We start from the raw sequence: 21,602 nt of genomic DNA on the forward strand, positions 1-21,602 counted from the left end.
CGCGCTCAAGCCTGGATGTGCTTTATCGGCATGCCCTAGTCTGGGTAATTGCCGTCTTCATCTGCCACAAAGAAGGGCGTAGAGTACCAATAATAACGCCCTGATTGCGCATTAGACGGTGCTGTACAATTCACACGTGAACGTCCTACTGGAAGGGTTTCATCAAGGGTAAACGTAAGCACATTTTCTTCTAGGCTAGTCTCGATAGGGTCGCCGCCGAAAAAACAATTTACTTGTGTAAGGCGAACATCGTCACTGTCTATCGTTAAACTAATGGGCGATGACAGGTTTCGCGCTGTCATACGAGGGTCTTTATGTGAACTTTGTGTCACTGGCATGGCAAGACTATTAAGCTTGGTCTTTAGCGTTGCCAAATTGGCGTAAGGACCGGCCGCGGGGAAGCGCGGTAGTGCCTGCATGTCGCTAGATGGGCCCACAGCCCCGGAATGCTGCCCGAACCCAATGTAACCTTCAGCTTTGAGCTTATTAGCGAGCGCCGTGTTGTATTCACCAAACGGGTACGCTAAATATTTAAGGCTAATATCCAGTTTATCTTCAATTTTCTTTTCAGCACTTTCTACGTTCTGCCAAACTTTCTCCAGCCATGCGCGCTCGCCCATTGCTTGCTCACCGTTTAGCATATGAAGGTGGTCTAGCGTGTGGTTGGCAAAAACAACGCCATCGTTATGCATAGCAATAACTTGCTCCCATGTTAGCTGCTTAGGACCTACGCCAATTTCATCAGGGTTGATAAACACGGTATAGGGAAAACCTAGGTCAGCCAGTATTGGGTGAGCATTGTCTAAAATGTTTGCGTAGCCATCGTCAAACGTAATCGCAACCGCATTTTCTGGCAGTGTAGTGTTGTGTTGTATCGCAGAAACAACGTCCTGAAGCGAAACAACAGTGTGGTGTGCGTCCAAGTATTCCATGTGCGATTTAAAGGCTTCAGGCGAAATACTGGTACTGGCTGGTGTTGAAGACGACACATGGTGATAAAGCAAAATGGCGGCGTTAGGCGTGGTGCTCACACTAGAGTCGATGTTACTACCACTTTGTTCCTTTGTAGTGGAAGTCGCATCAGCAACAGGGTTTGCATCTGAGCCTGAAGCAATGCTAGGTGAGACCAACAAAACATTGAAAATTCCCGCAAGCATTGAAGATAAGATCTTCAAACGCGTACGACTCGTCGTTCTATTTTGAATTACATTGTTGGTTTTCATATCATCATCCACTGAGTGCCTAATCAAATTCAATAGCATGGTAAACTCCAAATAATGCGACTTGGCCAATCTTATACATGGTCAAGCTGGTACGCATTTCACTTATGCCGCTGCATAGGTTGATAGTATATAGCGAAATTAACCCCTACTGAGATCATTTATGTCCCCTGCTCAACTAACTCAGCGCTCCTTTTTTGACGACCATTCCCGTCTGTTGGCGTTAGCGCTTCCCATGATCTTAGCGAATATTACTACGCCTCTATTAGGTTTGGTGGATACCGCGGTTTTGGGACACATGTCTTTACCAGCCATGCTTGCAGGGGCTTCGGTGGGCGCACTTATCTTAACGCAAATATACTGGGTGTGCGGGTTTCTTCGCATGTCATCAACAGGCTTGAGTGCACAAGCTAAAGGCTCACCGAACAATACATTAGAGTCAGCAAAAGTGCTGTGGCAAACGGTGGCGGTTGCTCTAGTGTTGGGGGCTGTGGTACTCGCTCTTCAATCTCCTATCTTGTCTATAGGCTTAGCTTTAACTCAGCCAAACAGTGAAGTTGCCCTGCATCTTCAAGACTACTTTTCGACGCGGGTATGGGGCGCACCAGCTGCCATGCTTAATCTGGCATTAGTTGGATGGTTAGTAGGGCAGCAAAAAACGCGCAGCGTCATGGCTATTCAAATTGTGGGAAATTTATTGAATGCGGGACTCGATGTAGTGTTTGTGTTCGGGCTGGGTTTGTCTGTAGCTGGCGTGGCGCTGGCCAGTGTTATCGCTGAGTATACCATGGCTATAATGGCGCTAGCGGTGGCGTTTAAGCGCGTCGGCGGTGTGGCGGTGAGTGCATCGTGGTTTAACCGTGCAGCTCGGAAGGTACTGATGAAACTTAATGGTGACATGCTATTGCGCAACTTAGCATTACAGGGCTGCTTAGCGTTTCTCACCATTCAAGGTGCCCGTTACGGCGAAACGTCGGCGGCCGTCAATGCCATACTCATGCAGTTCTTTGTTCTTATTGCATTGGGACTTGATGGCATAGCCTATGGTGTGGAAGCGCTGGTCGGTGAAGCCAAGGGGGCGTCTGACAGCAGCGAAGTGAAACGACGCACCTACCAAGGGTTAGTCTGGTCGAGTATTTTTGCCCTTATTTATAGCTTGATATTTTTCGCTGGAGGTGAGGCCATTATCGCGCTGCTTACCGAACATAGTAACATTGTAAAAGCTGCGCTACCTTATCTTGGTTTAATGGTATTACTTCCTCTATTAGCGCATTGGTGTTTTTTGTACGATGGCGTATTTGTTGGTCTTACCCGAGCCAGCGCAATGAGAAATACCATGATAATAAGTGCGTTAGGGGTGTATTTCCCCGTTTGGTATCTCACGCAAGATCAGGGTAACGTCAGCCTTTGGTATGCTCTCCTTGCCTTTTTACTTGCTCGCGGTGTGACATTGGCCTGGAGCTTTTATCGTTTAGATAAACGCGGTGAGCTGGCGACACCGCAAAGCTAGTGTTTTATAACGCTTCGCTGACCTTACTTAGGGAAGGCGTGCTGAGCACGGTTACTCTCTCAGTTTTTCTAGGGCATCATTCAGTACTATTTTTTTGCTACTGTGTTTTTTGCGCAGTTCTTTTTTGCACAATGATAATAGTGTGTAGTTCAGGGTGCTGATCGAATTCAACGTGACGAACAAACCCGCCTGCTTCTATCAATATTTCTATGTATCTATGTAGCCCCAGCGAGGCGTAGTAGACTTCTGGGCCCATTACTTCGTTTGTGTGTTGGCCGCTTTCATCTGTACCCCCACAGCTAAAAAGCAACACTCCGTTATCGTCTAAGTGATCCACTAGCTTCTTAAGCAAAGGCTCTTGCTGCGTTAGGGGAATATGCCAAAAGCTATCCCAAGCGCTAATAAACGAATAGTGCTTGGGGATAGTGAATGTACACACGTCGGCGCAATAGAAGGTATGAGCGGGTAATTGGGACGTCGCAATGACCAGCATATCTTTAGAAACATCGATGCCTTCGTAAGCTAGCCCTGCGCTTTCGATAATCGGCACAAAACGATTGGTGCATCCGCAACCTATGTCTAGTGCGTAACCTCGTTTCTTTGGTTTGTCGTTATTGCTCGCTTCTCCCTTATTAGGCGCTTCACTCTTATCAAGCGCTTCGCTAGGCACCGTATCAGGCTCTTGTGATGGGGTGTCCGCTAAAAATGACAATGCTTTTTGGTAGGCGGTTAACCCATTTTTCTGATTAAATTCAGGACGAGTCCAAAGGTGTGTAATGGTGTCGTAGGCCTTGCCAGTTTCTTCAGGTGTCATATTCCCTCTGTTAGCTGAGCTTTTTCTGGTTCAAGGTTAATTCATCTAGCAACAATGTATAGTGCAAAGTGCAAAGTGCAAAGTGCAAAGAAGAGAAAAGGCGAAACCCGTTTAGGATATTGAGCGGCCGGACAGCAACACCTATGCAGTTTCGTTTGGTTAGGGCTTATATGTAGACTTAACTAGGCATTACCCAAAGCGCTATTACTCAAAGGGCTATTACTCAAAGGGCTATTACTCAAAGGGCTATTACTCAAAGGGCTATTACTCAAAGGGCTTTGGGCCAAATAGACAGCTTAAAGCAAATAGCCTGCAAAAAGAGCGTGATCATTTAAGCAGGCAGCACTACAGCTATTTTCTTACGATGTGTGTGGCACAGAGTTTGTTGCCCGCTGGGTCTCGCAGATAAGCAAGATACAGTTGGCGTTCCCCATTGCCTCGAATACCCGGTGGGTCCTCGCATGGCACGCCCCCATTTTCGCTTCCTACTTTATGCCATTCATCAACGATGTCTGGTGTTCGAGCGGCAAGGCCGAGTGTGGTGCCATTACCGTGTGTGGCAGCCTCTCCGTTAATCGGCTTTGTTAGCGCTAAAATACCTTTCGGCGTATAGTAAAAAACCCGTCCGTATTCATCAAAAACGCCTGGTTCGTATCCTAATACTCCTAAAATAGCATCGTAGAATTTTTTTGATGCTTCAAGGTCGTTCGCACCAATCATTACGTGGCTAAACATAGCTGTGTCCTCTGAAAATAGTAGGGCCAATTCCCTTTTATCAAAGTTAGGTTATGTGTGTTTCGCTACTTACCCTTTGCTAACGCTTTAGGGAGCCAATGCAAAATCTACCGCAGCTGAAGCATGGATAGCGGTAGTATCGTATAACTTAACTTTGGTGTGATGTTGTTGAACTAATAAGGCAATTTCTGTGCAGCCTAAAATGATGCCTTCAGCACCCTCGGCCGCCAGTTCATTTATAATGTCAATATACGCGTTACGGGATTCAACACAAATCACGCCCTTGCATAATTGTTCATAAATAATGTTATGAACCGTGTCTCGTTGTTGGGCATTTGGAGTAACAACATCAATGCCAAAAATCTCTTTAAGGCGTGATGTATAAAAGGTTTGTTCCATGGTGAAGCGGGTGCCCAGTAGCCCAACTTTCTTAACCCTATCTTGTTGCAACACGCACCCCGTAGCGTCGGCAATGTGAATAAGTGGAATGGTGATCTTCTGCTCTATGTCTGTTGCTACTTTGTGCATGGTATTGGTACAAATTAATATGGCTTTTGCACCCGCAGTTTCTAAGTGCTTCGCCTCGCGGATCAGTATATCGGCGGTTTTATCCCATTCTCCTTTATGCTGAAGCTGCTCTATGTGGGCAAAGTCAACGCTGCTTATTATCAGCGGTGCGCTGTGAAGGCCGCCAAGTCGAGCGTTTACACCACGGTTTATGGCTTGATAGTAACTGACCGTTGATTCCCAACTCATTCCGCCAAGCAGGCCCAGCTTCTTTGTTGTATTCACCACAGCTCCTTTTCATATTGTTAGGCACTTTGCGCAACCTCTAATCTACCTATAACCCGAGACGAGCGCTAGGCGAACATAAATGAACGGGAGACAGCTGCGCAATGTAGAGTATGGCGTATGGGTAAAACTGAGTTCAATCAGACTGGCTTACATAAAGAATAGGGCAAGAAGGTATGGCGTAGAGCCGGAAGAAATCAGAATTTAGGCGGTGGCTTTTTGTTTTTTATAAACGAAAAACGCTGAATAAAAATTCCCCAGTAACCCAACATGGCGATAGCGAAACCGACAAATAATATAAGAAGGCTCAGGTAATGCAGCGTGATATGAAGTTCACTTAAGGTAAACAACAGCAAGACGCCGACAACGAAAATAGATAGACCTATTTTGAATCGTTGCCAGCTTTTGTGAATGTCTTGCTTTAGCATGAGATAGTTATCGAGATATACACTTAAGCAAGTGCAATATTACGCTTAGTAGTAAGAGTGCTCACCCGCTTGGTGCTCAGTCGCATCGCGCACGCCCTTAAGCTCGCCAGCGAATTGCTCAACCATTTGCTTCTCAATACCTTCTTTAAGCGTTACGTCTACCATTGAGCAACCATTGCAGCCGCCGCCGAACTGAAGTATGGCATAGCCATCGTCAGTCAGTTCTGTCAATACAACATTGCCACCATGGCTCGCTAACTGAGGATTGATTTCCGACTCAATCATATAGTTAATTCGCTCAATTAATGGTGCGTCGTCAGACACTTTACGCGCTTTTGCATTAGGTGCTTTTAAGGTTAACTGTGAGCCCATTTGATCGGTAACGTAGTCAATTTCCGCTTCCTCTAAATAAGGCGCGCTTTCTTCATCTACGACCGCATCGAAACCATTAAATGGCAAACGGGTATCTGTTTCTTCAACCGCGTCTGGTGGGCAATAGGACACGCCACACTCAGCCGACGAAGTGCCTGGATTTACGACGAATACACGAATATTCGTGCCAGACTCTTGTTTACTCAACAGTTTTACGAAGTGAGCCTGGGCTTCTTCTGATATAGTTATCATCAGCAAGTCCTACATATTTTGAAATTTGGATTATTGTATCAAATTTACCTGAGTAAAACAGTCAGGTATTAATTAAATAAATTATTCCAGTGAATCGAATTTGTTGAGAGGCGTGCACATCGACACTATTCTCAACCATAACAACAAGACGGGAAGCGCTATGTTCGCGAAATTGCATTACACCGCCAAAAAGAATCCATTCTCACTCGTTTCATTATTAGCCCTTGGTACCATCGCCTTTGGGGCAACAGCCAGTCAGAAATCATTAGCACAACCCGCCTCTGCTTCAACTGTTACTATTGCACCTGATGTAGGCGGGCAGCCGGTGACAGCATACTTACCTGACACGGTATCCTACAACCCAGCTATTCCCACGCCTGAATCGATACTAGGCGCCGACATTGGCGAGTGGCATGTGCGTCACGACCAAGTCGTCAATTATATGAAACTACTTGCCGAGAAGTCTGACCGTATCACCATTGAAGAAACCGGCCGTACTCACGAAAACCGCCCACTTCTGCTACTGACAATCACAGCGCCCTCAAATAGAAACAATATTGAGGCGATGAGGCAGCAACACATTGATGCAATGGAAAGCGGCAAGAAAGTAGGTAGCGATGCTCCCCTTATTTTCTACATGGGCTACAGTATTCACGGTAACGAGCCTTCCGGAACCAATGCTTCACTTGCGTTGGCTTATTATTTGGCCGCGGCTGAAGGTAAAGAAATTGATGCCTTGTTGAATAACAATATTGTGCTGTTTGATCCGTCTTTCAACCCCGACGGGCTTTCTCGATTTGCTCAGTGGGCAAATATGCACAAGGGCAAGCAGCTGGTTTCTGACAGTCGACATCGTGAACACGATGAGGGGTGGCCGTCAGGTAGAACAAATCATTACTGGTTTGATTTAAACCGCGACTGGCTATTGCTGGCGCACCCAGAGTCGCAGGCGCGAATTAAACAGTTTCATAAATGGCGCCCACATATCCTCACCGATTTTCATGAGATGGGGACAGACAGCACCTATTTTTTCCAGCCTGGTGTGCGCTCGCGTAAAAATCCACTGACGCCTGATGAGAACGTAACGCTAACTGAAGCGCTTGCCCAGTATCATGCTGCCGCGTTTGATGAGCAAGGGGAGCTCTATTTTACCCAAGAAGCGTTTGACGATTTCTACGCAGGCAAAGGCTCGACCTACCCAGATTTACACGGCAGTGTGGGTATTCTTTTTGAGCAAGCAAGCTCACGGGGCCACATTCAGGACTCTATTAATGGCAAGCTTGCCTTCAAAGACACCATAGCAAATCAAATTACTACGTCTTTAAGCACTTTTAGAGGCGCATTGGCAAATAAGGCTGCTATTCTCGATTATCAATCGGGTTTTGTTAAGAGCACAAAGTCACTGGCTGAAAAGGATGAGCAGGTAGGTTTTGTTGTTAGTGCATCGAATGACACAGCTCGCTTTAACGCATTTGTTGCATTGCTTGAACAGCATCATATTAATTACGAGGTGTTAACGAAAGATGTTGAGGTAAGCAAAGTTCGCTATGGTGCAGGTAGCGCGATTTATATTCCTTCAAACCAGCCTCAATACCGTTTAGTAAAGTCAATTTTCTCTACCCAAACCTCGTTTGAGAACAACACGTTTTACGATGTATCAACGTGGAATTTGGCTTTGGCTTTCAATTTGGATTACGCGCCTCTAGATAGGGGCGATGCGCGAAGCCTAAAACTTAGCGACAGCACCGCACTTGCACAACCCGCACTTAATGATATTCACCCGGACGCATACGCGTATGCGTTTTCATGGCAGCAGTACTATGCGCCAGCCATGCTGCAAACGTTATTGGAAGCTGGCGTTAAGGTGCGTAGTAGTGAAGAAGCGTTTTCCGCTATTAAATACGATGGCAACAGCATTGAGCTTCAGCCTGGCAGCATAGTTGTACCGAAAGGGCTGGGTCAGCCAGAAAACTTGGCGGCCATTTTGCGCGATGCGCAACAGCAACTTCAGGTGCCTGTGTTTAGTTTGCGCAGTGGGTTAACACCCACTGGGCACGATTTGGGTAGCCGGAGCATGGCACCTGTTACCTTGCCACAGGTGTTAATAGTGGGCGGCGAAGGCACCAGTGAATACGAAGCAGGTGAAATATGGCACTATTTCGACACAAAAGTGGGGCTGGCTGCCAGTATTGTTGAGCAACAACATCTGACAAGCGCGCTTAATGATCCGAGCGTTACTTATACGCACCTTTTATTCCCTAGCGGTGGATATCGCTTTACCGAAAGTGAAAGAACTCAAATTGAACAGTGGGTGAAAGCCGGTGGCGTGATCGTGGGGCAGAAATCCGCGTTGCGTTATTTCGCTCAACATAAATGGTTAGACGTAGAAATTGTTAGTCGAGAGAGTATTGATAACGCGTTCGATGAAAGCGAACTCAGCTATAAAGATGGCGCTTCGTTATACGCCAGAAAGTTGGTGGCTGGCGCTGTGTTTGAAGCGAATATCGACAATACTCATCCATTGTTCTACGGCTATGATGACGACACGCTACCCATGTTTAAAACCAATAATATGATAGTGGAGGCTAGTAGTTCACCCTTTATAACGCCTGCGCGCTACACTGATGAGCCTCTCATGGCTGGGTTTAGTGACAAAAGAATGGTTGCGCTAATGGCTGAATCAACTGCTGTGACGACTCAAAAAATGGGTCGCGGCGTTGTCATTGGCTTTACCGACAATACACAGTTTAGAGGGTACTGGTATGGCACGAACAAGATGCTGGCCAATGCAATCTACCAATCGCATTTTATTCGCTAAATCAGTTTGAAAGGCGCGGCGAATGCCGCGCTTTTCAGTATCACCGCTTCTGATCACTAGGCTTTCTGATACAGACTGCTTTTAGGTGGTGGCGTAAATGCCGCGACCCACACCTGAATGTGTAAATTTGGGTAGCGTTTTTTGAGCCTTTTACTCAATGTATTCACGGTCACGCCGGTGGTGAGTACGTCATCGACAATTGCAACGCTGAAGTTGCTGCCATCTTTATTACCTTGCGCTATTGCTATCTCATCATCGATACACTGCGTCGATAGGCTAAATACACGGCTTGCGTTTTCGGCTCTCGCCATTTTGGATAAGTGATGCTGCACGCTAAAGCCCCGTCGTTTGGCCCACGACTGGTTAACTGGAATATTCAGCTCACTGCTTATGCTTTCACACAGAAGCGTAGCCTGATTGTAGTGCCGTGTAGCAAGTCGCCATGCACTAATTGGCACCGGAAGCAGCACATTGGGCACTGATAAAGTGCACTGTCGCATTTTATGGACAAACCAGTTACTTAATACTTTTCCTGCCGTAAGGGAATGCGTAAACTTTAACTGGTGAACCAGCGATGACATTGGCCACGTATGAAGTCCCAAAACGCGTAACGCGTCATAGTGGCTATGCTTGACGTGGCCTGCCACAGGGCCATATTGAAGTAAGTTACTTCCGTGCAACGTGGCATCGAAAAAAAATATGTCATCTTCACACCAGTGACATACTGGCGTAGGACTTGCCTGATAACATAGCAAGCATGAAAGGTTCATAGTGTTGATTCCATCAACTTCCTTGAATTGTCGAACGTCGACTTGTTTTCATTATTTCGTGTTGCCTCAAAAACACGTGACTGCCTAAGGAGGTGTAAATGGAAAGTTTGCATACAAACGGCGAGCTTGTCACCCGTACTCAGGGTACAGGCGTAGATGTGGTATTTCTTCATGGTTGGGGTATGAACAGCGGAGCGTTCACATCCTTTATTCCTTATTTAAGCGATAATTTTCGCGTCACCACCATAGATCTTCCTGGGTTTGGGGAAAATGCAGAGTTCGTCCCGTCACCGTATAACGTGGAAACATTGGCTCAATCCATTGCGAACCAACTGCCAGACCAGTGTGTGTTGGTTGGGTGGTCATTAGGTGGCCTAGTTGCCCAAAAATTAGCGCTGTTAGCACCAGAAAAACTTACCGGACTGGTAACGATTGCTTCAACACCTCGATTTATAGCAGGGCCTTGTTGGCCGGGTATTGCTGCCGATTTACTTTCAATGTTCGAGACTCAGCTTGAAAAGAACTATCAGAAAACACTGGAACGTTTTTTGGCAATTCAAGCGATGGGCAGCGAAACGGCAAAGCAGGATATTAAGGCGATCAGAGAACAGGTAACCCAATTCCCAGATCCCGCCGAGGAAGCGCTTAAGAAAGGTTTACGCATATTGTCTACTGAAGACATGCGTCAAGACGTGGGGCGAATAACTACACCCACATTACGATTGTATGGCAGGTTGGATAGTCTAGTGCCGACCAGCGGAATAGATCGTATATGTGAGCTACATCCGCAGGCTGATACCGTTGTTCTGCCTCATGCGTCGCATGCGCCGTTTATTTCACATCCTCAGCAAACTGCTGACATTTTATTTCGCTTTGCCGCTGGCGTTTACCAGCAAAAGGCGTCGTAATAGAGCGATGACATGAAGCTTCAAACCGCGGCTTGCCGATAGTTTGAAGCTTTTCTTATCTTTGACAGCTTAATAAAAATCGCCTGCTTACAATAAGTTAATGACAGGGTGTGATACATGTCTTTCCATTTGTGTGAAATTGGTTAATAATTGCACATGAGAGGTTAGGGGTAGTGTATGACAAGTATTGATGGTTTAGGTGCAGGCTCTGCATTTGCAGCGGCTCAATATGGTTTACAAAATGCCAGCGATGGAATTTCGCAGGCAGCATCAAATATTGCTCAGCGAACTGCTGAGGATGCGGTAGCACCCGCTCAACCTATTGCGACCAATACCGACACGACAAACACGTCATCGAGTTCAACGTCTACCTCCACGCGTCTCACTGACGACTTAATCGCGCTCAATGTAAACGAACGTAATGCTCAAGCCTCTGCCAAAGTACTAGGTGTTGCCGATGAGATGCTTGGTACCATCATAGACGTGCTTGCGTAGGCGGAGCAGTTACGGTGAATATCGTTACACCAATCCTTAACGCCATTGCTTATCCCACGGCGAACATAAATACAGAGTCTGCACGTAGAGATAACGTGCAGCGTGAAACTATTCCCCAAGCGTCAGATTCCCAGCAAGGGGCTTCTCAAAAAGGCTTGGGGTCAGAAGCCGATAAAGCGAAGAGCCCCGGCCAGCCGCCAGCGCCGGTTACTTACGAACGCCCTCAGGTACAAACAGAACTTCAAGCTGCCTTTCAAAACGTATTTGGGCAACAGAAAGATAATGCGCAAGATGAGAGTGCAGGCAAGCAGGGCGCGCAAGACAGGCAACAAGAACAGCAAGAGAAACAAGACGCTGCTGAAATTGAGCAGTTAAAAGCCCGGGATCAGGAAGTGAGGGTTCACGAGCAAGCGCATGCTTCAACAGGCGGTCAGTACGCCGGTGCTCCGCAATATGAATACACTACAGGCCCTGACAATAAACGCTATGTGACCGATGGCGAAGTGTCGATTGATGTTTCAGAAGAAAAAACGCCTGAAGAAACGCTGAAAAAAATGGAGCAAGTGCGCGCAGCCGCCCTCGCACCAGCTGAACCTTCATCACAAGATTTAAAAGTGGCTGCAGAGGCTTCTCAAAAAGCCACAGAGGCCCGTAGCGAGATTGCCAAAGGCCAAACAGAAACGGCTTCAGCAGGTTCTACCTCAGCACAAAGCAATGGCATTGTCGCAGACACTGGGGCAGCTGTGCAGCCCGATACAAATATAGGCACCACAACCGATTCCACTGCGAATATGGTGTTAGATAATCAATCTTCATCAGCAGACACACAAGGCTTTCAGGCAAATGAGTCTAATGCGATGCAAACACGGATTGGCCGAATTCAAAATGCTTATTTGCAAGCTTACACCCCCTCTAGAGAAGGTTTATCGCTTCAAGCATGATAACGTGTAATTAACGCTAGCTGCTTAACATTGCACGAACGATTTAGCCCGTCATAGCTAAGGGCTAAATCGCGAAAAAAGCACTTTCACTTCCCTTGCATTGCCTTAAAACCAGCAGGACTTAATAATCCAGTATTGCCTTTGTAAACGGATATTTAGGTGAGTCGCCAGTGATGTCTGAAAGTACCGAGTTCATGGTATCTACGTCGCTATCGAAGCCGCCGTGGGATGTGGCAGCGGTGGGTTCACCTTCTTTCCCCTCACTGTACTTAAACGTCACGTTAGGCAGCGGCTGATTAAACACAGCCATACCTAACAAGGGCATCTCTGGTTTGGATTCAAACGCATTTGATACTAAATAGAGCAACGACTTCTGGTAAATGCGCGCTACGTGGTCATCTTTTTCCAACGCTTCAGATAAGTTGTAAACCGTGGTCGATTCAATGTGTTTCCCTTCTATAAGCGCAGAGAGCTTTTCGTTGAACAAGGGGTAGCTAATGGCTGGAGCCAGTAAATGCAGACTCTTAATCGTTATGTTTTCATCAACTTTACACAGCCTAGATAGGCTGTGAGCATGAAAAATAGAGCCTGCCGAATGACCGACGACATGCAGCTTAATATCTGAATTGTCTTTCAAGTAGGCGGCCAATTGCGTTAGGAAATACGTACCATCTGATGTGGTACGGGTAAAAGGCGTGCAAGCGTCTGATTTCATTTCTCGCCACAGGGCGCCGCCTACTTTACGTGTTGACCATTCTAGTATGCGGTCGGTGTAGTCAGTGAAGGCTCCAACTTTGTTGCTAATCTCTTTATTCTTAAAGCCCAGAATATCTTTGAGTTCTTCTAGCATACCCGTGTCGTACATGAAGTGAATGGGGTAAATATCGTTTTTAAGAAAGGTGTCTTTCATGGCAGCAATGCGTTTAGCCGAAGCTTTTATGCTATTTAAGCCGCCGTGTGCATATAGCATTACATGGCGATGGTTACTGTCAGAAAGTTTTTCAATAATGGCATCGACGTGGTTTTTATTGCTCCAATATTTACTTCTGGTATCAAAGTGTCCGTCGTCGAAATGAACGAAGTGATCTTGAATACTCACCCGTGGAGTGGAGCGAGAAAACAAACCCTGTGCAATAGAGCGCGTAGCTTGGTGGTAAGTGCCTGTACCTGAAATAGGAAGTGCGAGTTGAACAACCCACGCATCCATAACGTTTAACGCCCAGTCATCGTAACGCCAAAGTGCCAGCCCTGACTTTTTCCAATCCGTCCCCCAGGAGTTTTGGATCCAGAAGCCTTCATCGTTATAGCCAACAATGGCAAACGCATGGCCACCCATGGGTTCAGGCCTTAGGCTTATTACATCACCTTCGCTATCTTTCCAGCCTTCATGAATTCTGGCAGAAACAAAGATTACGCCCACTTCGTTAAGCGCCGCATGAAAATCGCTAATTTCTCGTTCAATACGGTAGTACGCACCTAGCCTGTGATTGCTTGCATTGTTAGCAATAGCTAGGGTCATTTCAAATTCGTTGCTGTGCTTAATATCTTCAGTTAGTGACTCGTTACATACGCCACTGTTGTACCACCCCTTAATTGCACCGCGGCAGCTTGAGCCCTCATAGGCTTCGCCTAACCATTCATCGTGACGTTTGGCCATAGCATAAAGCATCCACGGGCTAACAGTATGTTTTCGGCCCTGCTGACGATAAATGAAATTGATGGTTGCCGCCAATGCGAAGCCCGTACAGGCACCATCTTTCCCTTGATCTAAGATAACCAAATTGCCCGGCGGGTCGATAAAAGGCTTAAGTGGCGTGAGATTTGGTTGGTAATAACGATCCCTAAGGTCGGGGTAATCGGCGCTGACATTCAGCATATTTTTTGAGACAGGCGAGTTCATAAAATCATCCTTTGATTAGGGCAAATGAACCTTGCTGTACAGACAGGTGAAACGTTCGTACACCAAAGGTCGAAAGCCCTTAGCTCATTACGGTTGTCCGAAAGTGCTGCCTTGAAAAAGGCTGTGGTCAAATGAGCGACATTACCTTCGTCAAACGTGAAGGCATTTACAGCATGTCAACGGCCTCGCTAAACGCTAACAACATACGAACTTCGGTTTCGGTGTGACCCACACCTTTTCATTGTTTCGGTATTTTGTAGTTTGACACTCTTTATTCAAGAGTATCAGGGCGCATGAATTTCCATGCGTCCCATCTAATGTAACACAAACTAATGTAGCAAAAGCGGCAAGGCAAAGGGAAGTGAGATAAAAGAGCTGCCTTATTTAGTTAACTATTGGCTTGCTAAGCCAACACTTGCCGTTTTTCAACGCTGCTAGCGCAACATCAACGAAGAAGGGGAAGAGACAAAGCTTTCAATACGATGTCGCCATTACGAAACAACATAAATTGGATCGTAAATGTCGTTATAAATTTTTAGAAAAGTTACTTGTATTATCAATGTTGTTTTTGGTATTGAGGCGAGACTTAAATGTTTAAAATAACGCCATTGCTATTTTATTGTTTTTCTATACTAGCGACACCGACGGTGGCCATTGCCGCTGACGTAAAGTTAAATATTGATGTCGAAAGCTCTGGTCCGATATTGAATAAAAATATTTATGGCCAGTTTATGGAGCATTTAGGCAGAGGCATTTATGAAGGCATTTGGGTAGGTGAAGACTCAGGCATACCTAATGAAGATGGCTTCCGATTAGATGTACTACAAGCATTACGCGATTTAAAGGTACCTTTATTGCGCTGGCCAGGGGGCTGCTTTGCAGATGAGTATCATTGGCGAGATGGTATAGGTCCGCGAGATAAACGCCCAAGAACAATCAATAGTAATTGGGGAGGGGTTATTGAAGATAATGCGTTTGGCACCCATGAATTTTTCCAATTTGCAGAGTTATTAGGCGCACAAACTTACGTCAACGGCAATCTGGGAACAGGCAATCCCCGGGAAATGGTAGAGTGGCTGCACTATATGACCTCTGATGCAGATACGACGGTTGTTCGCGAACGTAAAAGAAACGGCCGAGATAAGCCGTTTAAAGTGGACTACTTCGCCATTGGCAATGAAAGCTGGGGATGTGGTGGTAACATGACACCAGAATATTACGCTGATCTTTACAAGCAATATTCTGCATTCCTCAAAGCCCCAGAAGGAAACCAACCTAAGTTTATTGCCAGCGGTGGTACTGACGATCAAACAGAGTGGACAAAAGTACTCACCGAGAAAATTAACTCTTCATGGAGTTTAAAAATGGACGCGATAAGCCATCATTACTACACACTTCCGACCGGAGATTGGAGTAATAAAGGAAGCGCCACAGGTTTCCCCGAAGATCAATGGTATTCAGCGATACAACGCACTTTGCAAATTGAAGCATTTATTGAGAAGAACCTCGCCGTTCTTAAAGAAATGGATCCTGAAAACAAAATCGGTTTTTATGTCGACGAATGGGGATCCTGGTACGACGTTGATGAGGGGACTAACCCTGGTTTTTTGTATCAGCAAAATACGTTGAGAGATGCGATTATAGCTGCACTGAATATTCACGTTTTCAATCGTCACGCCGAACGCGTACAAATGACGGTAATTGCTCAGATGGTTAACGTATTGCAAGCCATGATACTCACTGATAACGAAAGAATGCTTTTAACGCCCACATATCACGTATTTAAGATGCACATACCGTTTCAAAACGCGACCTACCTTCCAGTTAGCCTAAGTAAGCCACTATTAAATAAACACGCAGAGATAAGCATTCCAAGTATCAGTGCTTCAGCAGCCAAGGCACAGGACGGTAACACCTATATTTCTATAGTGAATACGCAGTTGAATAATGCAATTGAAGTAGAGCTTAATCAGATAAAAAAGGTCAAAGGGGAAGTATTAACCAGCGATAAAATGGACGAGCACAATACCTTTGATGACCCGAACAATATTCAACCTTATGAGTACTCTACTGGCGTTAAAGATGGTAAGGCCGTCATAGTCGTCCCAGCAAAGTCGCTGATGGTGCTTAATTTAGGCCAGCTTTAATCAAAAAGTATGGTGTGAACAGACCCGCAAAAGCAGTGGGGCGTAATATAATTTAAGCGTTCAGTTTGCGCTTTCATTTAACATTAATGTTTTTTATAAGAATAGAAAGAATTATGCAGATATTACTTATTAGACAAATTGCGATGACTGTAGCGAGTATTACTCTTCTTATTGGCTGCTCACCTCATCAAGGTGACGGAATAAGTCTTGATAATGACTCTGAAGCTTTCAAGCCGCAAGCTATTACTAAATATAAAGCCTATACTAAGCAATTCGACGATGACATACACATGTCTAAAAACCACGCAACAGGACATGTTGGGGATCTCTTTTTTACCCACTGGAAAGACGGTGGCGAAGCCTCTCTCAAACTAAGTCAAAGCGGAGAATTTGAAGTGAGTTGGGAGGGCGGCGGATATAATTATGTTGGGGGCCCCGGGTGGCATTACGGAGATGTGAGCCGCGAAATTGGCTATCGCTTTGAACAGGAGAGTGGCGCTAGTTATATTGCACTCTATGGATGGGGATACGACAGCAACATGTCTAAAGACAATCCTGCTCACTTAGTTGAATATTATGTTCTTCAGCGCTGGACCTATGATCCTAGCCAAAACGGCATTTTCGGTAAGACCTTTGTGAGTAACGGCGTTGAATACACAACTTATCGAACTATACGAGAGCGAAAGCCCTCTATAAATAATACGGCCACGTTTTATCAGTATTGGAGTAAACCGTCTAAACCCATGCCTCTAGGCGAAGATCATAAAATTATCTTTGCCGATCACGTGGCAGCTTGGGCTGACGCAGGCTGGATTCTTCCTGATATGAATAATTTTGACGCAAGCGACGACCCTACATATCAAGTTATGGCAGTAGAAGTATTTAATCCTGCAAAGGACGGTAAGGCGACTGGTAAAGTGTGGGATGCTAGTGCTCAATTTTAACTCAGTTGCCTAACCGGCGCAGTTGTAATCTTGTGTTAATTATCGACTTTGATTATCCGATGCCGACGGTAACGCACCAATATTTTCAAAAGCGTTCGTTACCTTCTCTGGCAAGACTATATTCACTTTTTTGGAAATATGGCGCTGTAGTTCAAACCGCTTTAAGTCAGGGGAGACAAAGACTGTTCTGGGATGTCCGTTAATCAGTTGACCATTGGTTTCATATTGAGCTGTGCTGTCTTGCAATTTATCGAGTGTATTTATTTCACGATTGCAGGGCTCTGAACTACTTGTAGATAATGTTATCAGCGGCTGTTGATTTTCAGGTTTTACATAAGCGTTTCCGTCCAGTTCAGCAAGTTGAGCTTTCTTGTATTGGGCGCATAAAGCGTCCTCTTGATCCACACTTAGTAAAGGACCGTGATGTTGCTCATCTGCCGTCAACAAATTACTTTTTACTGTATGACCATCTCGCTCAAATACATCAGGCCCTGTCTCGGGGTGCCAACCAAAGTGGTCATCTGTGGCACTTCGAGCAGTTCTTGTAAATCGCAGCGTACTGTTAACAAACGTATTATGCGCAATATTGGCGTTCGCTGAGTTGAGCACCCACACACCTAAGTCGTTATTTACAAATGCGTTACCCACAGCAGTAATGCCATCCGATATCTCAAAAAATAACCCAGCCTGCGTGTTTTCGACATAGTTATTGATAAACAGGCCTTCACGGTTTCCCACGTCGTACCATACACCCTTTGATGTTGGATGATTAATAATCAAGTTATCCCGTACTGTTACTCTGTACGTTTGATTAATGATTTTCACTGCGGAAACATAATAACCAGTGATGTTCTCAATATCGTTACGCTGAATGATGTTTTTTTCGAGTAAAACGTCTGAAGAACCAATAATATAGATACCTTCAGTACTGGTATCAGAAATCAGGGAGTGTCTTATTATTAAACCGTCACCGCGAAAATAGCCTGCGACACGCGAGCAATATGTGATGGTGACATTTTCAAGTAGCGTGTTTATGACCTCTTTACCATAGGTTAAAGGATCGGCAACGCCAACAGGTTCATCTACTGGCTCGTCTTCTGGTAAAAAGGTTCGTTTACCTTCTATACCGATAGCCCGCCAAGCGTATTGAGTAAACGTAACCCCATAGATTTTAGGGCCAATCTTGTCACTTCGTTTATTGTGGACGTCGTTCGATGTACGCAACAGCGCTGTGTCGTAAGCGGTGATTTCGATTAATTTATTATTTGGATCAGTACCGATGTAAACCTGCTGCTTCTCATAATCAACAAAAAATGTATTAGGCGTTAACTCTTCGATACTGCCAGCCGACTGTAAAAACTCACCATCAATAAAAACCATGTCATTATTAAATCGATGTAGCGGCGTTTTATCAATGTGGCGCTCCTGACGCCACCAAAACATAGGTTTAGAAGGAAACAAGGTTTTCCAATTTGTAACCCACACATTGTCTTGTTTTTGTTCCCAGGTCGAGGCTACTTGAGTTCCTTTCAAAATGGGTTTTTCGTCTTTATAGGGTTGTAAAGTTATCCCTTGATTAAGTATTAAATTGCCAGTGCGATAAGTACCACCTCTTAAAACTATTGCATCTCCCGATGTTACTTTACTTATAGCAGAGCTAAGCGAAGTGGGATTATCAAGTGTGAGTCCATCTGCCCGAGGTTGTCCCTCTGGAGATACATAATATATTGTCTTAGCGTTTGGCTGCGCATAGCTTTTTGAGATTGGCCCATAAGGTCCACCATAAAATTGCGCCTTTACAGGTGTGACTGAACTGAGTCCAAAAGTCATCACGATGAGTCCGAAACGGAGCCAAATGTTCATGATTACTGTTCCTTTAATATTCACAAGTTAAAGAAAGTCAGTATAGAGGTTAGTGAGCGGTGATGAATCTATATTCATCCTATTAACAAATAATCGAAATGAGGTTAACAAATTCAGTAATATGTGTTGCTCCGCTTTCTACTAGCATAATGAAAAATCAATTCACAAGTAGCAAGAAAGGAACAAACATGAGGTTAAAACTCTTGTGCGGCAGTGTTTTTTTAATCAGTGCTTTAACAGTTAAGGGGCAAACTTCCTTCCCTATGAAAGTTAATGATTCAGAGTATTTTGAGGCTCCAGGAGCCAATGTATTGGTATATAGCAACTGGTACGATGGGCTGTTCAGCGATTCAAAGATTAGTGGCATTGAAATTATTCAGCACGGCAAGCGTATCGCCACTAATGGTGACGTTAGGCTAAATGATACTCCCGAACAGTGGGATAGTATTCCGACTTTCATCAAACGCGATGTTGATGCCGAAAAAGGTGCCATTAGAGCTTCACTACATTATCCAGAACACAAATTTAATTTCAGCGTCAAAGTTACTTCGACGAAAGAGCATCTCAACATTAGCGTACACACCGATGCCCCTTTACCCGAAGAGCTAGTGAACAAGGCGGGGTTTAACCTCGAATTTATGCCTTCAGCATATTTTAATAAGTCTTTTATCGCCGATGACGCAACCGGTACGTTTCCTCTTTACCCTTCTGGGCCAAAAGAACAAAATGATTTACAAGCACCAACGCCGCTTGCCACCGCGTACCATTTAGTCCTAGCACCAGAAGACGCAGAGCGCAGAATAAGTATTGAGTCGAAACAGCAACCTATCTATCTGTATGATGGAAGAACAAAGGCCCAAAACGGGTGGTTTGTAGCGCGCTCCATGATCCCGGCAAATAAAAGCGGTAAAGTGCTGGAATGGTCTCTAAACGTTAGCAGTATAAAGGATTGGCAACGGTCGCCAATAATTGCGCACTCTCAGGTAGGCTACCACCCTAATCAAAACAAAATAGCGGTACTGGAACTCGACCCGAAGCACGTCATAGGCGAAAACCTAGTTTCCTTACTTAAAATAATGCCGTCGGGTGAAAAGAACGCGGTCTTGTCTAAAAAACCAATGGATTGGGGGAAATATAAACGATATCAATATGCAAAATTCGACTTTTCAGCGGTACGTGAAAGTGGCCTTTATCAGCTTAAGTACAATGACACCATCACCGCGCCGTTCAGAATAAGTAAAGATATTTTCAGCAAAGCCTGGCATCCAACCTTAGACGTTTTTTTTCCGGTTCAAATGGACCATGTTTTAGTAAACGAAGCCTACAGAGTTTGGCATGGTGCTTCCCACTTAGATGATGCTTTGCAGGCACCGATCAACCAAAAACATTTTGATTTATATGCCCAGGGGCCGACAACCGATACTCAATTCGCGCCTTTAGAGCATGTACCGGGGTTAAATATTGGTGGATGGTATGATGCGGGAGATTACGACATTCGTACTCAGTCGCAATACAGAGCCGTTCTAGGTCTTGTTGAAGTATGGGATCAGTTTGCGCCAAAACGCGATACTACCCTTGTTGACTACGATCGAAAGTTTGTTGATATTCATGTGCCAGATGGTAAACCCGACATACTCCAGCAAATTGAGCACGGCACTTTAGCACTAATTGCACAACACCGAGCATTTGGCAGAGCAATAAACGGTATCATTGTGCCTAACATATCCCAGTATACGCACTTGGGTGATGGCATCACCATGACCGACAATCTGGTATACAACCCTACAATGACACCTTTACAAGCAGATGGAAAACACAGCGGGGTCCCTGATGATAGATGGGTATTTACCAGTCGCTCCTCAGCCGTTAACTTTGGCTCCATCGCCGCTTTAAGTGCTGCTGCCCGTGCACTACGGGATCATAATCCTGAGCTCGCTACAGAAGCGCTCAATACAGCCGAGTTAGCTTGGCAAGAAGAGCGATCTCACCCTCCCTTCTTGTTTCATCATGGGAATACAACAGGAGGACGACTTGACGCAGAAAAGCTTTCGGCGGCAGCAGAACTATTGATGAGCACGGGGGACGAGCAGTATAAGCAGGCAATTAATACCCTTTGGCCCGAAGTCGAGGCACATTTTGCGCAGCACATTGGTACTCTAGTTCGCTTAATTCCTTTAATGGGCGATAAATATAAGCACAAAATTGAATTGCTAGCTAAGGACTATGTGAATGAAGGTAGGCACATTACGCAAGCTAACCCGTTTAATGTCACAATTACAGAAGGTGGATGGGCAGGAAATGGACGGATAATACGCGATGCTATTCATCATTACTATTTGGTCAAGGCGTTTCCTGGGCTACTCGAACCAGACGCTGTTTATGATGGGCTGCATTATCTCTACGGGACGCATCCAGATTCAGATATCTCCCTCGTATCAAATGTCGGCACCGTATCAAAACGCGTAGCCTACGGTATGAATCGCGCAGATTTTTCATTTATTTCTGGTGGGGTTGTCCCGGGTATTTTAATAATTAAACCTGACCTGCCAGAAAATAATGAAGAATGGCCATTTTTCTGGGGCCAAAATGAATACGTAATAAATATCGCAGCGTCTTATATCATGCTTGTACATGCCGCTAACGACTTACTAAATAGCTCTGCTGAATAGCCCAAATAGGGCTATTCTCCCTTA

Annotated in this window: 16 protein-coding genes; 8 read left to right on the top strand and 8 right to left on the bottom strand. The window is 45.3% G+C overall.

All coding sequences use genetic code 11. The features are described from left to right. Positions 1 to 35: 35 nt before the first annotated feature. Positions 36 to 1,262 (bottom strand): polysaccharide deacetylase family protein, encoded by a 1,227-nt coding sequence (locus tag ACFI6J_RS04440; protein ID WP_462555324.1) that lies wholly within the window; start codon positions 1,260 to 1,262, stop codon positions 36 to 38. A 121-nt stretch (positions 1,263 to 1,383) separates the two neighbouring features. On the opposite strand from ACFI6J_RS04440, the gene ACFI6J_RS04445 reads away from it, so the two are divergent. Further along, positions 1,384 to 2,730 (top strand): MATE family efflux transporter, encoded by a 1,347-nt coding sequence (locus ACFI6J_RS04445; protein WP_462555322.1) that lies wholly within the window; start codon positions 1,384 to 1,386, stop codon positions 2,728 to 2,730. Positions 2,731 to 2,827: 97 nt separating this feature from the next. On the opposite strand, the gene ACFI6J_RS04450 is transcribed toward ACFI6J_RS04445, so the two are convergent. From ACFI6J_RS04450 to nfuA, 4 genes are all read right to left on the bottom strand, one after another. After that, positions 2,828 to 3,544, bottom strand: coding sequence for a class I SAM-dependent DNA methyltransferase (locus ACFI6J_RS04450; RefSeq protein WP_156087276.1), 717 nt, complete (start codon positions 3,542 to 3,544; stop codon positions 2,828 to 2,830). Positions 3,545 to 3,895: 351 nt separating this feature from the next. After that, positions 3,896 to 4,279, bottom strand: coding sequence for a VOC family protein (locus ACFI6J_RS04455; RefSeq protein WP_014951372.1), 384 nt, complete (start codon positions 4,277 to 4,279; stop codon positions 3,896 to 3,898). Between the two features lie 87 nt (positions 4,280 to 4,366). Next, entirely contained in the window at positions 4,367 to 5,071 is a 705-nt protein-coding gene (locus ACFI6J_RS04460) for an aspartate/glutamate racemase family protein (RefSeq protein ID WP_061486839.1), read from the bottom strand. A 473-nt stretch (positions 5,072 to 5,544) separates the two neighbouring features. Beyond that, the gene (gene nfuA, locus ACFI6J_RS04465; RefSeq protein ID WP_014951369.1) at positions 5,545 to 6,123 is read right to left on the bottom strand and encodes a Fe-S biogenesis protein NfuA; all 579 of its coding nucleotides are present in this window, start codon (positions 6,121 to 6,123) and stop codon (positions 5,545 to 5,547) included. Between the two features lie 160 nt (positions 6,124 to 6,283). Here nfuA and ACFI6J_RS04470 point away from each other — a divergent pair, with 160 nt between their 5' ends. Continuing rightward, complete coding sequence (locus ACFI6J_RS04470; protein ID WP_462555320.1) at positions 6,284 to 8,941, top strand: M14 family zinc carboxypeptidase; 2,658 nt, start codon at positions 6,284 to 6,286, stop codon at positions 8,939 to 8,941. A gap of 56 nt (positions 8,942 to 8,997) precedes the next feature. On the opposite strand, the gene ACFI6J_RS04475 is transcribed toward ACFI6J_RS04470, so the two are convergent. Then, entirely contained in the window at positions 8,998 to 9,711 is a 714-nt protein-coding gene (locus tag ACFI6J_RS04475) for a ComF family protein (protein WP_039235725.1), read from the bottom strand. A 98-nt stretch (positions 9,712 to 9,809) separates the two neighbouring features. Here ACFI6J_RS04475 and bioH point away from each other — a divergent pair, with 98 nt between their 5' ends. The 3 genes from bioH to ACFI6J_RS04490 all read left to right on the top strand — a co-directional run bounded on the left by bioH (position 9,810) and on the right by ACFI6J_RS04490 (position 12,055). Continuing rightward, positions 9,810 to 10,619: a pimeloyl-ACP methyl ester esterase BioH gene (gene bioH / locus ACFI6J_RS04480; protein ID WP_110289570.1), complete on the top strand. Its 810-nt coding sequence runs from the start codon at positions 9,810 to 9,812 to the stop codon at positions 10,617 to 10,619. A gap of 177 nt (positions 10,620 to 10,796) precedes the next feature. Then, on the top strand, positions 10,797 to 11,114 hold the full coding sequence (locus tag ACFI6J_RS04485) for a hypothetical protein (protein ID WP_377947465.1): 318 nt from the start codon (positions 10,797 to 10,799) through the stop codon (positions 11,112 to 11,114). A gap of 14 nt (positions 11,115 to 11,128) precedes the next feature. Next, entirely contained in the window at positions 11,129 to 12,055 is a 927-nt protein-coding gene (locus ACFI6J_RS04490; RefSeq protein WP_156087273.1) for a putative metalloprotease CJM1_0395 family protein, read from the top strand. A gap of 121 nt (positions 12,056 to 12,176) precedes the next feature. Here the strand turns inward: ACFI6J_RS04490 and ACFI6J_RS04495 are convergent, their stop codons facing one another. After that, on the bottom strand, positions 12,177 to 13,955 hold the full coding sequence (locus ACFI6J_RS04495) for a C1 family peptidase (protein WP_156087272.1): 1,779 nt from the start codon (positions 13,953 to 13,955) through the stop codon (positions 12,177 to 12,179). A 590-nt stretch (positions 13,956 to 14,545) separates the two neighbouring features. Between ACFI6J_RS04495 and ACFI6J_RS04500 the strand changes: the two genes are divergently transcribed. Together ACFI6J_RS04500 and ACFI6J_RS04505 are read left to right on the top strand one after the other, a co-directional pair. Beyond that, positions 14,546 to 16,102, top strand: coding sequence for an alpha-N-arabinofuranosidase (locus ACFI6J_RS04500; RefSeq protein ID WP_156087271.1), 1,557 nt, complete (start codon positions 14,546 to 14,548; stop codon positions 16,100 to 16,102). Between the two features lie 113 nt (positions 16,103 to 16,215). Continuing rightward, entirely contained in the window at positions 16,216 to 17,046 is an 831-nt protein-coding gene (locus ACFI6J_RS04505; RefSeq protein ID WP_156087270.1) for a glycoside hydrolase family 11 protein, read from the top strand. A gap of 39 nt (positions 17,047 to 17,085) precedes the next feature. Here the strand turns inward: ACFI6J_RS04505 and ACFI6J_RS04510 are convergent, their stop codons facing one another. Next, positions 17,086 to 18,909: a NosD domain-containing protein gene (locus tag ACFI6J_RS04510; protein WP_156087269.1), complete on the bottom strand. Its 1,824-nt coding sequence runs from the start codon at positions 18,907 to 18,909 to the stop codon at positions 17,086 to 17,088. 263 nt (positions 18,910 to 19,172) lie between these two features. Between ACFI6J_RS04510 and ACFI6J_RS04515 the strand changes: the two genes are divergently transcribed. Continuing rightward, entirely contained in the window at positions 19,173 to 21,578 is a 2,406-nt protein-coding gene (locus tag ACFI6J_RS04515) for a glycoside hydrolase family 9 protein (RefSeq protein WP_014951360.1), read from the top strand. Positions 21,579 to 21,602: the final 24 nt, after the last annotated feature.

The sequence above is a fragment of the Alteromonas sp. G4i13 genome, from assembly GCF_054960505.1.

Coding starts and splice junctions, on each gene's coding strand:
- ACFI6J_RS04440 (WP_462555324.1), bottom strand. CDS start 1,262: ATGCTATTGAATTTGATTAGGCACTCAGTGGATGATGATATGAAAACC.
- ACFI6J_RS04445 (WP_462555322.1), top strand. CDS start 1,384: ATGTCCCCTGCTCAACTAACTCAGCGCTCCTTTTTTGACGACCATTCC.
- ACFI6J_RS04450 (WP_156087276.1), bottom strand. CDS start 3,544: ATGACACCTGAAGAAACTGGCAAGGCCTACGACACCATTACACACCTT.
- ACFI6J_RS04455 (WP_014951372.1), bottom strand. CDS start 4,279: ATGTTTAGCCACGTAATGATTGGTGCGAACGACCTTGAAGCATCAAAA.
- nfuA (WP_014951369.1), bottom strand. CDS start 6,123: ATGATAACTATATCAGAAGAAGCCCAGGCTCACTTCGTAAAACTGTTG.
- ACFI6J_RS04470 (WP_462555320.1), top strand. CDS start 6,284: ATGTTCGCGAAATTGCATTACACCGCCAAAAAGAATCCATTCTCACTC.
- ACFI6J_RS04475 (WP_039235725.1), bottom strand. CDS start 9,711: ATGAACCTTTCATGCTTGCTATGTTATCAGGCAAGTCCTACGCCAGTA.
- bioH (WP_110289570.1), top strand. CDS start 9,810: ATGGAAAGTTTGCATACAAACGGCGAGCTTGTCACCCGTACTCAGGGT.
- ACFI6J_RS04485 (WP_377947465.1), top strand. CDS start 10,797: ATGACAAGTATTGATGGTTTAGGTGCAGGCTCTGCATTTGCAGCGGCT.
- ACFI6J_RS04495 (WP_156087272.1), bottom strand. CDS start 13,955: ATGAACTCGCCTGTCTCAAAAAATATGCTGAATGTCAGCGCCGATTAC.
- ACFI6J_RS04500 (WP_156087271.1), top strand. CDS start 14,546: ATGTTTAAAATAACGCCATTGCTATTTTATTGTTTTTCTATACTAGCG.
- ACFI6J_RS04505 (WP_156087270.1), top strand. CDS start 16,216: ATGCAGATATTACTTATTAGACAAATTGCGATGACTGTAGCGAGTATT.
- ACFI6J_RS04510 (WP_156087269.1), bottom strand. CDS start 18,909: ATGAACATTTGGCTCCGTTTCGGACTCATCGTGATGACTTTTGGACTC.
- ACFI6J_RS04515 (WP_014951360.1), top strand. CDS start 19,173: ATGAAAGTTAATGATTCAGAGTATTTTGAGGCTCCAGGAGCCAATGTA.